At 64.3% G+C, this 14,458-nt stretch carries 18 protein-coding genes and 1 tRNA gene; 8 read left to right on the forward strand and 11 right to left on the reverse strand.

Features of this window, described 5'->3' with window-relative positions; all coding sequences use genetic code 11:
• The first annotated feature begins 230 nt into the window (after positions 1–230).
• From ACE3OO_RS08050 to ACE3OO_RS08080, 7 genes are all read left to right on the forward strand, one after another.
• Positions 231–710: a GNAT family N-acetyltransferase gene (locus ACE3OO_RS08050; RefSeq protein WP_374301587.1), complete on the forward strand. Its 480-nt coding sequence runs from the start codon at positions 231–233 to the stop codon at positions 708–710.
• Between the two features lie 80 nt (positions 711–790).
• Complete coding sequence (locus tag ACE3OO_RS08055; RefSeq protein ID WP_374301589.1) at positions 791–1,177, forward strand: winged helix-turn-helix domain-containing protein; 387 nt, start codon at positions 791–793, stop codon at positions 1,175–1,177.
• A 242-nt stretch (positions 1,178–1,419) separates the two neighbouring features.
• Positions 1,420–2,217 carry a molybdate ABC transporter substrate-binding protein gene (gene modA / locus ACE3OO_RS08060; RefSeq protein WP_374301591.1) on the forward strand — a complete coding sequence of 266 codons (798 nt, stop codon included), beginning with the start codon at positions 1,420–1,422 and terminating at the stop codon, positions 2,215–2,217.
• 47 nt (positions 2,218–2,264) lie between these two features.
• The gene (gene modB, locus ACE3OO_RS08065; protein WP_374301592.1) at positions 2,265–2,933 is read left to right on the forward strand and encodes a molybdate ABC transporter permease subunit; all 669 of its coding nucleotides are present in this window, start codon (positions 2,265–2,267) and stop codon (positions 2,931–2,933) included.
• The gene (locus ACE3OO_RS08070) at positions 2,926–4,032 is read left to right on the forward strand and encodes an ABC transporter ATP-binding protein (protein ID WP_374301594.1); all 1,107 of its coding nucleotides are present in this window, start codon (positions 2,926–2,928) and stop codon (positions 4,030–4,032) included. The genes modB and ACE3OO_RS08070 overlap by 8 nt, the downstream gene beginning before the upstream one ends.
• 75 nt (positions 4,033–4,107) lie before the next feature.
• A complete protein-coding gene (locus tag ACE3OO_RS08075) occupies positions 4,108–4,548 on the forward strand; it encodes a PaaI family thioesterase (protein ID WP_374301596.1) in 441 nt (146 codons plus the stop codon).
• Between the two features lie 4 nt (positions 4,549–4,552).
• The gene (locus ACE3OO_RS08080; RefSeq protein WP_374301597.1) at positions 4,553–7,363 is read left to right on the forward strand and encodes a helicase-related protein; all 2,811 of its coding nucleotides are present in this window, start codon (positions 4,553–4,555) and stop codon (positions 7,361–7,363) included.
• A 4-nt stretch (positions 7,364–7,367) separates the two neighbouring features.
• Here ACE3OO_RS08080 and ACE3OO_RS08085 read toward each other — a convergent pair whose 3' ends face one another.
• Positions 7,368–7,904, reverse strand: a complete 537-nt coding sequence (locus ACE3OO_RS08085; protein ID WP_374301599.1) for a hypothetical protein — start codon at positions 7,902–7,904, stop codon at positions 7,368–7,370.
• 226 nt (positions 7,905–8,130) lie between these two features.
• Between ACE3OO_RS08085 and ACE3OO_RS08090 the strand changes: the two genes are divergently transcribed.
• Positions 8,131–8,207 (forward strand) — tRNA-Arg (locus ACE3OO_RS08090).
• Between the two features lie 154 nt (positions 8,208–8,361).
• Here the strand turns inward: ACE3OO_RS08090 and ACE3OO_RS08095 are convergent.
• The 10 genes from ACE3OO_RS08095 to ACE3OO_RS08140 all read right to left on the reverse strand — a co-directional run bounded on the left by ACE3OO_RS08095 (position 8,362) and on the right by ACE3OO_RS08140 (position 14,451).
• A complete protein-coding gene (locus tag ACE3OO_RS08095) occupies positions 8,362–9,312 on the reverse strand; it encodes a hypothetical protein (protein WP_374301601.1) in 951 nt (316 codons plus the stop codon).
• A gap of 59 nt (positions 9,313–9,371) precedes the next feature.
• A complete protein-coding gene (locus ACE3OO_RS08100) occupies positions 9,372–9,704 on the reverse strand; it encodes a TfoX/Sxy family protein (protein ID WP_374301603.1) in 333 nt (110 codons plus the stop codon).
• Between the two features lie 310 nt (positions 9,705–10,014).
• On the reverse strand, positions 10,015–10,635 hold the full coding sequence (locus ACE3OO_RS08105) for a hypothetical protein (protein ID WP_374301605.1): 621 nt from the start codon (positions 10,633–10,635) through the stop codon (positions 10,015–10,017).
• A gap of 92 nt (positions 10,636–10,727) precedes the next feature.
• The gene (locus tag ACE3OO_RS08110) at positions 10,728–11,351 is read right to left on the reverse strand and encodes a YopT-type cysteine protease domain-containing protein (protein ID WP_374301607.1); all 624 of its coding nucleotides are present in this window, start codon (positions 11,349–11,351) and stop codon (positions 10,728–10,730) included.
• A gap of 96 nt (positions 11,352–11,447) precedes the next feature.
• Positions 11,448–12,284 carry a glycoside hydrolase family 19 protein gene (locus ACE3OO_RS08115; RefSeq protein WP_374301609.1) on the reverse strand — a complete coding sequence of 279 codons (837 nt, stop codon included), beginning with the start codon at positions 12,282–12,284 and terminating at the stop codon, positions 11,448–11,450.
• A gap of 141 nt (positions 12,285–12,425) precedes the next feature.
• On the reverse strand, positions 12,426–12,842 hold the full coding sequence (locus ACE3OO_RS08120) for a hypothetical protein (protein ID WP_374301611.1): 417 nt from the start codon (positions 12,840–12,842) through the stop codon (positions 12,426–12,428).
• 44 nt (positions 12,843–12,886) lie between these two features.
• A complete protein-coding gene (locus ACE3OO_RS08125) occupies positions 12,887–13,114 on the reverse strand; it encodes a hypothetical protein (RefSeq protein WP_374301613.1) in 228 nt (75 codons plus the stop codon).
• Positions 13,098–13,487: a hypothetical protein gene (locus ACE3OO_RS08130; protein ID WP_374301615.1), complete on the reverse strand. Its 390-nt coding sequence runs from the start codon at positions 13,485–13,487 to the stop codon at positions 13,098–13,100. The genes ACE3OO_RS08125 and ACE3OO_RS08130 overlap by 17 nt, the downstream gene beginning before the upstream one ends.
• A complete protein-coding gene (locus ACE3OO_RS08135) occupies positions 13,484–13,726 on the reverse strand; it encodes a hypothetical protein (protein ID WP_374301617.1) in 243 nt (80 codons plus the stop codon). Before ACE3OO_RS08135 ends, ACE3OO_RS08130 begins: the two co-directional genes overlap by 4 nt.
• Positions 13,727–13,821: 95 nt before the next feature.
• Complete coding sequence (locus ACE3OO_RS08140) at positions 13,822–14,451, reverse strand: DUF2589 domain-containing protein (protein ID WP_374301619.1); 630 nt, start codon at positions 14,449–14,451, stop codon at positions 13,822–13,824.
• Positions 14,452–14,458 lie beyond the last annotated feature (7 nt).

Below are 14,458 nucleotides of genomic sequence, written 5' to 3' on the forward strand. Positions count from 1 at the left end.
GCGAAAGCCACCGCCGTCGCACCGTTTCCATGTCGGTTTCCATCGTTTTGCGATGGTTTTGATGTGTTAAACCATTGAAAAAGCATAAGCGGGTCATATTCCGCCACGCAGACGGCCCATCGCAATCAATACTAGAACAATATAGCAACAAATGGCTGCCGGGAAAAGGCCATTCGAGGCCGCCCCTCATGATTTTGTCGGGGCCCCACAGCGGCTATAACCGCGGCCCCATGCCCGCCGCCTTTCATATCCGCAGTTATACCGACGCTGACGCCGAGCCCCTCGCACAGATTTATCTGCGTGCCGTGCGGCTAACGGGGCCGCGCGACTACACGCCGGCACAGGTGGCGGCCTGGACCTCGCTGGCGCCCGATGCCGCCCGCATCCGCATGCTCAACGGCGATGGCCGCGAAACCTTCGTTGCCGAGGCGGCCGACGGCACGCTGCTGGGCTTCACCGATCTGGAGCCCGACGGCCATGTGAATTTTCTTTACGGTGCGCCGGAGGCGGCCGGGCGTGGCGTCGCCGCAGCCCTGACCGATGCATTGCAGGCACGCGCCCAGGCACGCGGGATGGTGCGGCTGCATGTGGAGGCAAGCGAGGCGGCGCGACGCTTCTACCTGAACCGCGGCTGGAGCGAGCTGGCGCGGCGCGATTTCGAAATCGCCGGCGTCGCCATCCACAATTATGCCATGGAAATACTGCTGTAGTCCGATATCCACTCTGCCGCCGCCCGGCGGAGCCGGCCGGGCCTCTGGCCTGAACGGACCAGCCATGCTGTAGTCCGCCCATGGTCAAGAACGTGAAGAAAAAGACCCCAGCCAAAGCCGCAACCCAGAAACCCGCCGCCCGCCTGCGCGTGGTGCTGGCGCCGGATGTGTTCCTCGGGCCGGGCAAGGCCGATCTGCTGGAAGGCATCGCCGAGACCGGCTCGATCGCGGCGGCCGGGCGGCGGCTGGGCATGAGCTACAAGCGCGCCTGGATGCTGGTGGAGACACTGAACGGCTATTTCGCCAAGCCGCTGGTAACGGCCGCCACCGGCGGCAAGGCCGGTGGCGGCGCGCAGCTCACGCCCTTGGGGCAGGACGTATTGATACGCTATCGCCGCATGGCGGCCGCCACCGAGACAGTCATCGCCAAGGATGTGGCGGCGTTGCGGAAGCAGCGGCAGAAATAAGACAGTTTCATTGATCTTCGTCATGCCTTGGCATCGCCGGGGAGGACAGTAATTTTTCACCCATAAACCGTCATGCTCGGGCTTGACCCGAGCATCCATGAGTTTTTCTTGAAAACAAAAAAGACGTGGATGGCCGGAACAAGTCCGGCCATGACTTTTCAGGATTGACGGCTTGGCCGGCATCGCTATTGCCAGCCGGATATAACGGCCGTTATGGTTGCGTGGACATAACGGAGACCGCCATGCGCTTCCATGCCTTTGTGTTTGCAGCCCTGCTTGCCATCGGCCTTTGCTCCGCCTCGCAAGCGCGGGCGCAAGCGCCAACCAGCGATATCCCCATTGTCGCGGCCGCAGCAGATCTGGCTTTCGCGCTGGAGGACGCGGCAAAGGATTTCACGGGACAAAGCGGCCGGCAGGTGAAACTCTCGCTCGGCTCGTCGGGCAACTTCTTCCGCCAGATCCAGCAGGGCGCGCCGTTCCAGATATTCCTTTCGGCCGACGAGGATTTCGTGTTCAGGCTGGCCGATGCCGGACTGACCAAAGATCGCGGCGTGCTGTATGCCATCGGCCGCCTGGCCCTGATCGTGCCGCCGGGTTCGCCGCTGCAGCCCGATGGCAGCCTGGCCGACCTGAAGGCCGCTTTGCAGGCCGGCCGGGTGACGCGGTTCGCCATCGCCAATCCCGAGCACGCACCTTACGGCCGCCGCGCCGAGGAAACCTTGCGCCATCTCGGCCTGTGGGATGCCATACATGACAAGCTGGTGCTGGGCGAAAACGTGTCGCAGGCGGCGCAATTCGCGGTCAGCGGCGGCGCGCAGGGCGGCATCGTGGCCTATTCGCTGGTGCTGTCGCCGCAGATGGAGCAGCGCGGCCGCCATGCCCTGATTCCCGCCGAATGGCACCAGCCTCTGCGACAGCGCATGGTACTGCTGAAAAATGCGGACGATACCGCGCAGCGGTTTTACGATTACCTGCAAAGCACGGCCGGGCGCAGAATCCTGGTGCGCTACGGCTTCGTACTGCCGGGCGAACAGAGCTGATGCACCGGGACTAGGCAAAAGCAGCAAGCAAGCCCAGACTGCCGCGTATGGACTGGACCGCCCTTCGCCTGTCCCTGCTGCTTGGCCTGTGGACGCTGGCCCTGCTGCTGCCTGCCGCCCTCTGGATCGGCCGCTGGCTGGCCTATAGCGAGTTCCGCGGCAAAAGCCTGATCGAGGCGATGCTGGCCCTGCCACTGGTGCTGCCACCCACCGTGCTGGGCTTCTATATCCTGGTAGCAACCGGCGGCGGCTCCGCGCTGGGCCGGATTTGGCAGGGCCTCTTTGGCGGGCCACTGGCCTTTTCCTTCGAGGGCCTGGTTTTCGCCTCGCTGATCGCCAACCTGCCATTCGCCATCCAGCCGATTCAGCAGGCCTTCGCCGGCATCCCGCGCGACCTGCGCGAGGCCGCGGCCTGCTGCGGCCTGTCGCCCTGGCGCGGCTTCCGGCTGATCGAACTGCCGCTGGCCTGGCCCGGCCTGCTGACGGCCGCCGTGCTGACCTTCGCCCATACGCTGGGGGAATTCGGCGTGGTGCTGATGGTGGGCGGCAGCATCCCCGGCGAGACGCGCACGATCGCCATCGCCATCTACGACCGCGTGCAGGCATTCGACGACACGGCCGCCGGCCTGATGTCGGCTACCCTGCTGGTTTTTTCGCTGGCCGCCATCGCCGCCACCACCGCGCTGTCGAAACGCATCGGCAAGCGCCATGGCTGAAGGACTGCATGTTGAATTGCGGCAGGCCGCGCCCGTGCCGCTGGACGTGCGGCTGGATTGTCCGCCCGGCGAGGTGATGGCGCTGCTGGGCCCTTCGGGCAGCGGCAAGACCACGATCCTGCGTGCCATCGCCGGGCTGCTGCAGCCACAACAGGGACATGTCGCCTGCGGCAAGACCATCTGGCTGGACACGGCGCGCAACATCAATGTGACGCCGCAGCAAAGACGCATCGGCTATCTGTTCCAGCATTTCGCGCTGTTTCCGCATCTGAGCGCGCGGCAGAACGTGATGGCCGCGCTGGAGCACCGGCCGGCGGCAGAACGCGCGGCGCGCGCCGACGACCTGCTGGCGCGCGTGCATCTCGGCGGTTTGGGTCATCGCCGCCCGGCGCAATTGTCTGGCGGGCAGCAGCAGCGCGTGGCGATGGCCCGCGCGCTTGCCCGCGACCCCGCCGCCCTGCTGCTGGACGAGCCGTTCTCCTCCGTTGACCGCGCCACGCGCGACAAGCTGTATCGCGAGGTGGCTGCTCTGCGCCGCGACCTGGCAATGCCCACGATCCTGGTGACCCATGATCTGGGCGAGGCGGCGATCCTGGCCGACCGGCTGGCGGTGCTGCATCGCGGGCAGACCCTGCAGACGGGCAAACTTGGCGACGTGCTGGCCCGCCCCGCCAGTGCCACCGTGGCCAGGCTGATCGATATCCGCAACATCTTCACGGCCCGGGTGTTGGCGCAGGATACGACACGCACGGTGATCGACTGGAGCGGCCTGCCGCTGGAGGCGGCGGCGCAGCCGGATTTCGCGGTTGGCAGCGCCAGCGCCTGGTGCATTCGCGCATCGCAGATCGTGCTGCACCGGCGCGACCGGCCGAGCCAGGGCGAACGGGAAAATCCGGTGCCCGGGCGGATCGCCGAACTGGTGCCCATGGGCGATACAGTCAGCATCGTTTTCGCCGCCGATCACAATGGCGACCGCCTGCAATTCAGCCTGTCCAGCCATGTGGCTGCACGCAACGGCCTGGCGCCCGGTATTGCCGCCATGGTGTCGCTACGGGCCGAAGGCGTTCATCTGATGCCGCCGGAACCCGCCGAAGGCTGACCCGGCCGCCCCCGGCGGGTTGAGCCGCCTGCACACCCGGTCCTATACTGGCGGGCAAAACCGGAGCCTCCGTCCATGTCCGCCCGCTTCGACCCCGCGCTCGCCGCCTGGGTCAGGCCCTTTGCCGAAAACCTGATCGGCCAGACCGCCTTCCACCGCTGGGCCGGACTGGAGCTGCAGCTTGTCGCGCCGGGCCGCTCGGAAGTGGGCTTCACGGCGGCCGGCGACATGCTGATCTACGGGCAGTATGTGCATGGCGGCGTGCTGAACGGCCTGCTGGAGCCGCCGGCTTTGCTGGCGATGCTGGGCGATCTGCGCGAGGATGAGCATGCCATGACGGTGGACATCCATGTGCAGCACATCCGCTCGGTGCAGGCGGGCGAGCGCGTGACCATGGCCGGCAGGCTGCTGAAGCGCGGGCGCAGCACGGCCTTCTGCGAAGTGACGGCATCTGTGGGCGATGTGCTGTGCACCTCGGCGCGCATTACAAAAACGATTCAGAGCAAGACGAGTTGACACCGTGACAGATCTCAAGACCGCCGAAAAAGGCCGCATCCTCTGCGTGCTGGGTCCGACCAACACCGGCAAGACCCATCTGGCCGTCGAGCGGCTGTTGAGCCATCGCAGCGGCATCATCGGCCTGCCGCTGCGCCTGCTGGCGCGCGAGGTCTATGACCGCGCGGTGAAGATCAAGGGCGAGCGCAGCATCGCGCTGGTGACCGGCGAGGAAAAGATCGTGCCGAAGGGCGCGCAGTGGTTCGTCTGCACCGTGGAGGCGATGCCGCTGGACCGGCAATATGACTTCCTGGCCGTGGACGAGATCCAGCTCTGCGCCGATGCCGAGCGTGGCCATGTCTTCACCGACCGCCTGCTGCATGCGCGGGGCGCGGACGAAACGATGTTCCTTGGCTCGGATACCATGCGCGCGCTGGTGCGCCGCCTGGTGCCCAATGCCGAATTCATCGCCCGGCCGCGCCTGTCGCAGCTTTCTTACGCCGGCCAGAAGAAGCTCTCGCGACTGCCCAAGCGCTCGGCCGTGGTGGCGTTTTCAGCCAACGACGTCTATGCCATCGCCGAAGCGATCCGGCGCCAGCGCGGCGGCGCGGCGGTGGTGCTGGGCGCGCTCAGCCCGCGGGCGCGCAACGCCCAGGTCGAGCTGTTCCAGAACCGCGACGTGGATGTGATGGTGGCGACCGACGCCATCGGCATGGGCCTGAACCTCGATATCGAGCACATGGCCTTTGCCGCGCTGTCGAAATTCGACGGCGTGGGCATGCGGCCGCTTTATCCTTCCGAAGCCGGCCAGATCGCTGGCCGCGCCGGCCGCCATCTGCGCAACGGCACCTTCGGCACCACAGGCGACTGCCCACCGCTGGAACCCGAGCTGATCGAGCGGATCGAAAACCATCGTTTCGATCCGGTGACGGCGGCGCGCTGGCGCAACCCGAACCTGGATTATTCCAGCATCGCCGCCCTGGTCGCCAGCCTGGAAGTGGCGCCGCCGCGCGAGGGACTGACCCGCGGCCGCGATGCCGATGATTTATTAAGCCTGCAGGCTTTGCGCACCGATGCCGCCGTCACCGAGCGCGCCACGCGCCGGGATCGCGTGGACCTGCTGTGGCAGGTCTGCGCCATTCCCGATTTCGCGAAAGACCTGCATGACAGCCATGCGCGACTCTTAAGCCAGATCTATGTGCATCTGGTCGACCGCGACGGCCGCCTGCCGCAGGACTGGGTGGCCGGGCAGCTGCGCAACATCGACCGCACCGATGGCGACATCGACACCCTGTCGCAGCGCCTGGCGCATATCCGCACCTGGACGACGGTGGCACATAGAGCGGGCTGGCTGGAGGATGCGCAGGGCTGGCAGGCCAGGACGCGGGCGATCGAGGATCGCCTGTCCGATGCCCTGCATGAAAAGCTGACCGAGCGTTTCGTCGATCGCCGCACCAGCGTTTTGAGCCGCGGTCTGGCGGAAGATCCGGCCAGCCTGAATGTGCAGCTGGGCGAAGACGATGCCCTGACCGTGGAAGGCGAGATCATCGGCCATGTGCGTGGCCTGCGTTTCCGCGCCGTGGGCCATGAAACCGTTGAGCAGCGCCGCATCCTGCGCTCCGCCGCCCTGCGCGTGCTGGGCCCGGCGCTGCAGTCCCATGCCGAGGCGTTGCTGACGCTGCCGGACGAGAATTTCGCGCTGTCGCCCGAGGGTGGCCTGCTGCTGATCACGGCGGAAAAGGAAAGCGTGCCGCTGGCCGTGCTGGTGAAAGGCACGGAGGTGCTGGAGCCCAAGCTGCAATTGCTGGCCGACGACCAGTTGCCGGCGGAGACGCGCAAGGCGGTGGAAGAGAAACTCGGCAGCTGGCTGAAGCGCCATCTGCGCCAGCACTTAAGCGACCTCTATCGTTTGAGGGATGCCGAGCTGAAGGGGGCTGCGCGCGGCCTGGCCTTCCAGCTGGCAGAGAATCTGGGCGCGCTGCGCCGCGACGACGTGGCCGATCTGGTACGCCATATGGGCCAGGCCGAGCGGCATCCTCTGCGCAAGATGGGCGTGAGCTTTGGCGAGACGCATATCCTGGTGCCGAAACTGCTCAAGCCCAAACCGACGCAACTCAAGACGCTGTTATGGGCGGTGGCGCAGGGGCATGAACCCGAGGCGCCGCCGACGCCGGGCCTGACCTCGCTGCCCATCCTGGAATGGCGCGAGGATGCCTGGTGGATGGCCGCCGGTTTCCTGCGCGCCGGCCGCCATGCCTTCCGCCTGGATGTCGTGCAGCGCATCGCCGAGGGCGCGCGCAAGGCCGAACAGGAATCGCGGCAGCCGGTACAGAAGGATGCGCCGAAGCCAGACGATGCAACGCCGCCGGTGGACGCGGCCGATATCGTGCCGCCGGAGCAGCAGCAGGTTGAGCCGGTGGGCGAGCAGATCGAACAGCCGGTGGAAGCGCCGGCCGAGGTGCCGACACCGGAGATTCATGCTGAACAAGCGGCCGCCCCTGCGACCGAGGTGCCGAGGAAAAAACGCCCCCATTCTGATCGTTTGGGCCCGCCCGGCAGCTTCCTGCCCGACACCGCCTGGATGAACCTGGCCGGCTGCGGCCAGGACGAGCTGCATCGCCTGCTCTGGGCGCTGGGCTACAAGCCGATCACCGCGCGCGATCCCGAAACCAAGGCCGATGTGACGCTGTATCTGCGCTCGCACAAGGCCATCGTCGCCAAGCGCAAGCGCGAGCATGAAAAGCGCCGCGAGGACGAGGCGAAGATGGCCGACAGCCCGTTCGCCGCGCTCATGGCGCTGAAACAGCAGCAGCAGACGCCGCCGAAAAAACGCTGAGGAGTCAGCGTTCGCCGGTCATGTGACAGCCGAGCCGGCGGGTGAGGCCGTCCAGCGTGGCCTGCAACTCGGCCAGCACATCCGTATCCAGCGCCGGCTCGTGTTCAAGCAGCGTGCCGTAGACCACGCGCAGCGCCTGCAGCAGCAGCGACAGCAGGGTGATGCGGCCGCCGGGGCTGAGCCGCGCCAGGCGGCAGTCGGCCTGGCTGGTGAAATCGGCCAGCAGGTCGCGGAACAGCGCGCCGCAATGATGACGGTCGCTGGCCTGCAGGATCTCGGCCAGCGCCACCGGGCGGCCGGCGAACAGGCTGGCCTCCACGCTCATCAGGCAGAGCAGCGCGTAATACAGGTTTTCGATGGCGATGCCCCAGTTTTCGCGCTCGGCCTCGCCATGCAATGGCGCATCGAGCGCCGTCATGATCGGCGAATATTCCACAGCACTCAGGAAGCTGGCGCCATCGCGCAGACGGGCCCGCAGATGGGCGCGCAAATATGCGTCATGGCCATCGCCGTTGACCTGCCCCGCCGGTTCCGCCGCCATATGCCCCTCTCCGCCTGCCTGAAATCCGCCAACCTGGAAACCAGAGCCAGTCTTAAAACCGGGGCCAGTCTGGCAGGGCCGGCCCGGGCCGGCAGCGTTACCATTCGGATAGCTGGGGTTATTTTCCGGATACCGGGCGCACGGGGCCGGGGCGGGAATGGTTGAAGCCGGGGACGGTTGAAGGATGGCGGCGGCGCGGCTAGGTTGCCGGCATTCCAAGCCTTGCGTCCCCGTAGCTCAGCTGGATAGAGCGGCTGCGTCCTAAGCAGCGGGTCGGGAGTTCGAATCTCTCCGGGGACGCCAATTTTTCTTATTTTCTGGCTAATGCCTCTTCCACTTCTTGACCTCGTCCACCCTTTTGCCGCCCTTTGCCATCTATATGGCGTCGAATCAATGCATCTCCGCGCGAAACGAATCTGAACCAATGGCGCAATCTGATCGCAACTGTTTTGTTTAATTATCGTACCGTGTGGTGCTGACGACGCTTTTGTTTCTTCTCTCGTACTTCGTTAGACGCAACACGCTTTGATAGATTCACGAGACTGCGGTTTCGCCGCTCATAGAATTTACGAAGATCGATGAATTCTCTGTGAAGAGGAATTTCTTCCAACACAATCTCATCTTCTCCTTCGATCACAGCAGCAAGGCCAATAATCGAATCTTTCCCCTCCGGCGTTTGAGCAAATGCATCGATCGCCTTGAGGATAATCATTTCATGCTCCTCAATCTTCTTAGCAAGAAGCTGGCGAATGCGTACATGGATATTGCCAAGACTTTCAATATAACGGCGGATCATTTCTTGAAGATCGATCTCTTCCTCTAATGCTTCCAGTTCCGCCAAAACCGACGCCTTGAATTTCCCATCTTCTTTCAGGACTGTGCTATCTATAGACAAGCCTATAGAGAAAATAAGCTTCCCATTGTCATCTAAGGAACTCCAACCACTGCTGTAAATTAGGCTATGGAAAGGGAAGCCCCGATGCTGAACATGATTTCGAAGGGCCTCCATAAAGCGATAGGCGAATGATCTGTCATATTCATCCCTGAAATAACGCCCCACATCTTCATTAAGTTCAGCTAGGCGCGATATCTCACTCAAATGGTGTTTGACATGGTCGGTATATAGGCGGCATGCAGACAGTAAATTCACAACACGGCGCGATATACTGTTTTTCTCAATAAAGAGAGACCTAGATTCAGTGAGGCCCGTCAACATGTTCTTGGCTGCTAAGGCCAATATGTCTGTTTCAAAGTCCAGAAGGTCACCAACAATCAGGTCAAATTTTTGTTCGATATATAGCGTCTCAATCAACAAACGCTTTGCCAGACCTATTTTTTCATATTCGGATTTTGTTATCGGAACAAACTCGGCTGCCGAGAGGACCATTGCTGTAAGACCGTACCGCATTTCCCGCTCCAATAATTATTGTCTACTATCAGTCATCAAGTTTCCGATGCAAAAAAGCATTAATGAAGGTGTGAGTGTACTCTTGGGCCGCACGGGCCCAGGTCAGAAGCTCGTCGGGGTCGTCGAACAATCGTTCCGGCGCACGCCAGAAGGCCAGATCGATGGTCTCGCCGCGCTTTTTCGTAATTGAGAGGCGGAAAGGCTTCGGCTTCTTTGAAGACGGCCCGGTTGTCGTCGTCGACGCGGAAATGGAGCGTGTTGTCGCGCACCATTCCGAGCATGACGCCATCACAGAATACGCCGGTCTTGCCGAACATGCGGCGGAGAGCGACATGGCCGAGCGGCGCAAGCTGCTCGCGCAGTAATTCGGCGAAGCTGTCGCTGGCAACCATTCGATCCCCCGTACCACCACACGCTCATTGCGACGACGCCATGATGCTCCGTTCCGGCGATCCAAGGCGCAAGTCTTTTTTGATACCAGAAAAAAACCGCATACCAGATCATCCGCTTCCCCAGGTCGGCCGCATCGCGCTCGGCAGTACGCGATGCGGCCCTGCCTGGCGGTCAGATCACCGCCGCCGCCTTGGCCATGCCGGTGGGGGAGCATGGGCCGGCGCGGCGCGCGGTGAAGAAGTCCTGCATGCGCAGGGCCAGGTGCGTGTTCCAGGTGCGTGTGGTCAGACCGCCGCATGGCGGCGGCGGTCAGGCGATCGGGATCACCAGGCCTTTCCGGATCTTGTAGAGCGTGAACATTTCAACGGTGGCGCCATCCAGCGCCTGCAGCCGCGCCGGATCGACCACCAGCACGCCCTGCAGCGGATCGAGCAGAAACGTTTTGCCGCCATGAGTGACAGCGGCGGCGGCAAGGCTGCCGGCGCCCTTGCCGGCGAAGACGATCAGCACCATCGGCGGCCAGGCGGCCGAAGCCTTGAGGCCCTGCTGGATGCGCGTCGCCATGTCGCCAGCCGTTGAAAAGCCATCCTCGGGCGCGAGCCGGCAGGCGCGACGGCCCTTGCGCGAGGCCAGCTCGACCAGTTCGCTGGCGGGCTGAAACCAGTCGCCGGCGGCGAAAAACCGCGTATGGGCGAGCTGCTGCTGGGCGAGTTGCCTCAGATACCGCAGGCCGGTCTTGCTTTTGATGTTGTCGCGCATGGCGCCCCAGACGAGGCTGGGCGTCTTGGCCGTGGACAGGCTGCAATTCATCGCCCAGGTGATGCCCAGCATCAGGCACAACCCGCCCACAGTCTCCGCATTGCCGGCCACCCGGAGCAATTCGGCCTGGCAGCCGCCATCCGCCGGACCAACATAATCCCTGATCGACATCCTTTTCTCCCTGCTGGCGTCACATTGCGACTGGCAATCCATCGGCGTGGCGCGGGCCGCAGCGCGCGGCGGCGTTGCGGCCCGGCCGGCGATCAGCCGGTGACGATGGACACCACGATGCCGCTGCTGATCCCGTAATCGTCGAACAGGCGGGCAGTGGCGCCATCCAGCGAACGGCTCTTCGCCGGATCGACGATCATCACGCCGTAATTGGGATCGAAGATGTAATGGACATCCCCGACCTTGGCGGCGGCGATGCCATGGGCACCGCCCCGGCATTTGAAGATGATCAGCACCAGCGGCGGCGTGGTGGTGGATGCCGCCAGACCCGAGACGATGCGTTCGGCCATCCCGGTTTTCGTGGTGTAGGAATCATCCGGCGTGAGTTTTTTCGCCTGGCGTGCCTTGCGCGACCCCAGATCCACCAGATCGGTGGCCGACTGCAGCCAGCCGCCGGTGTTGAAATGCCGGGTGTAGCCGACCTGCTGCTGGCCGATCTGCTTGAGATAGGCCTGGCCGGCCTTGCTCTTGATGTTGTCGCGCATGTCGGCCCAGACGGCGTTCGGCGCCTTGGCCCCGGGCTGACTGCAATTGATCGCCCAGTTGATGCTGAGCATCAGGCACATGCCGCCGGCATTCTCCTCGTTGCCGACGACGGCAAGGATCTCGGACTGGCTGCCGCTGTCTTTCGGATCAACATAATCACTGATGGGCATGACTGCCTCCTGTGTTGAGATGGCCGGCTATGCCAGCCGTTCAGCCGGCGCCGCGCCCCACCGCCACGCGGCCCGGATTCCGTGTTGCGCCAGCCGTCAGGCAGCGCCGTTTGCCGGTTTGGCGGCCGTATCGGCCGCGACCGATGCATCGTTCTGCACCAGCAGCCACTTGGCCCGCGCCAGGAAATCGGCGCGGTCGGCCAGGCCGTTGAAGCCGCCATTCACCCGGCGCGTGATCTCGCGCAGGTCATCGCGGTCGGCCAGGGCGTTGAGCTGGCGCCTGTCCCAGAACCAGCCGGCAACATCCACGGCAAGGTCAGGATCGGTGGCCACCAGGGTCGGCTTGTCGGTGGTTTCGAAATTCCTGCCGCAGGCCTTGCCGTATTCGCGGTAATTGGTGCGACCGGTGAGCTGGATCAGGCCGCGGCCCTTGAACAGCGGCCCGTCGCCCGGCTGGGTGTTGCCCAGATCGGCCCGGCCTTCATAGGCTTCGCCGTCGGCGATCTCCTCGGTATAGCGCAGGCAGCCGCTTTCATGGGCGATCTGGGCCAGGAAATGCGCCATGCGCAGCGGCGTGTTGATCTGGTAGCGGTTCATCGTCGCCAGGATGGCCTCGAAGAAGGCGTCGATCTTGGCCGCCTGCGCGCTGGTCATGATGATCCACAGCTTCTGCCGCACCAAGGCGGGTGGCAGGCCGCGCCGCAGGGCGACGAGAATCTCGTCGTTGGCCGTGACCGGCGTGTCGCTGCGGGCGCCGATCGCCTTGCAGAAGGTGGCGAGCGCCGCGGCGCTGCTGGGGCCCCAGGCGCCATCGACCTTGAGATCGCTGGCCAGGCCGCAGCGGTCGCGGTTCATGTTGAGCAGAAGCTGGATGCAGCGCACGTCGTTGGACGCATTGACGCCGCCATTGCCGACCGAATTGCTGATGCACATGAAACACCTCACTGATTGCGGGCCTGTTTGCGGGCACGGCATCCCCGTGCGGCAAAGCGCAACCGCGTTGCCGTGGATCGACCTGTGCCGTGAAGGATGGGCCGGCGGGTCAGGCGCGATCAGCGCCAGCCCGCGCAGCTTTCAGTCGCGCTTCTGCGCCGGCTGCAACTGGATCTTCTGGCTGGCGCCGCGATCGGCACCGACCAGTTCAAGCTGCAGGTTGGCACCGTCGCTCTGCACCCGCGCGTAACCCTGGGTGTAAGGCCGGCAGGCACCGGCGCCCGAACCCTTGAAGGAATAGACCGCGGCCTTTTCGCGGATGCCGGAGTATTCCAGCTCGAAACCGCAGACCCAGGGTTCCTGGAAGCGGATGCGTCCGCCGGCATCGCCGGGCGCCTTGGCGGTTTCCAGGCTCAGGATCACCACCACCGGGCGGCCACGATCTTCCAGGCTGCCGCGATATTCGCCGTTATAGGGCTGGGCCAGAGCAGGCTGAACCAGGGCCGGTGCCGCAGCCAGCAGGGCGGCGGCGAAGAAGGTGAAGGCGGTGCTTGTCATGTTTGTCTCCCGTATCGTCAGGCGTTGGATCAGGCGGCGCGGCGTCAATTCGTCAGCAGCGCCAGGGTTTCGGCGATCATGCGGGCCAGCCGGGGCTGGAACAGGCCGATGGCGATCACCGCCAGCACGAACAGCAGCAGGATCGCGATGGTGATCTGGAGCAGGCGGGCCTTGTCCCCGGCCGCCAGAGGGGGATCGACGATGTCGCGCAAGATGGATGCCTCCTTGTCCGAGAGAACGAGCAGCAAGGTGTCGTCAGAGCGTTTCGCCATCTGTGGTTTTCTCCCCCTGTATGATGGTCTCGGCATTGATGGTGCGGCCGTAGCGGCTGAGCAGCTTGCCTTCCAGCCGCACCTCGATCTGCTCGCCGTCTGCATCGCGCACGCCGATGGAGAGCCGCAGCAGGTTGCCGTCGCGGTCGACGGTCTGCAGTTTCGGTCGCCCGATGCGCAGGGCGAAGGCGCCGGGTTCGGCCATGCCGCCGGTGGCGGCGGCCTCTTTCGGGCCGAGGCGCTCCAGCGTGGCAGCCAGATCGACATCCATCGAGGTGACCTGGGCCTCGGCACCGCCGCGCGTCTGTTTGTGCGCCAGTCCGAAGGCGATGCCGATGGAGCGCGCGAAATCCTCCAGACGACGGATCGTCATGACGTTGCCTTGTCCTCGAGCCAGTAGGGTTTGCGCGGGAACCCGATGTGATAGACCATCGCCTGCAGCACCACCTGGTGTTCGCCGATATTGAGCAGGCTGAAATTCTTCTCGATGCCGATGATGCGGCCGCGCGCCGTGGGCTCGAGGCATTTGTTGAGCAGATCGGCTTCCGCCTGGATGGCCTCTTCCGACGACAGCCTTTCCGGGTCGGTACTGCCGACCGTGATGCGTTTCACGTATCTCACATCCGTCAAATCAAACATTGTGAAACACCTTCCCGGAAAAGCCCGGCCGTTTAGGCCCCCTACGCGTTACCTGCCCTGCACGCGGCTTAGTGCTGGGTGATCGCCTTCGGCGCGACCGAGGTGGCGATCATGTCGAGCACGCGCGCCAGGCCTTCGGGCATGCCGTCGTCGCTGGCATGCACCTCGACATGGTATTTGGCCGACTGGTCGGTGGAGCGGGTGTTCTCCTTGTGCGAGGAGACCGAGCCCGAGATCTTGACCGTGGCGCTGATCGGGCCCCAGCCGATCTTGGCCTGGGCTTCCATCGCCGCCTGCATGTCGGTGGCTTCCTTCGAGGTCTCGGAGTTCTTCACCTCCATGTCGAAGGTGATGTCGACCTTGTTGATCGACAGGTTCGGCACCTTGACCACCGCCAGCAGCGGCACGCTGAGTTCCACCGTCTCCATCGGAAGGGTGGCCGCGCCATCCTCCGGAGCCTTCTGGGTCGAAGGCCGGTCGAACTTGAAGGTGACGTTGCGCACGTCGCCCACGGCATTCGGATCGGCGACGGCACCCTGGGCCGGCGCGGGCGGCGGCAGGAAGCCGATCACCTTGATGAAGTTTGCCGTGGCGTTGGCCAGGCGGATCTGAGCGTCGCAGGCCGCGGTGAGCGGACCGCCGATCAGATCGCCCATGGGCAGGCCGCGGAATTGGTCGGCCATTGAGAAATTCGGCATGGAACGG

Source organism: Ferrovibrio sp., assembly GCF_041906005.1.
GTDB lineage: Bacteria > Pseudomonadota > Alphaproteobacteria > Ferrovibrionales > Ferrovibrionaceae > Ferrovibrio.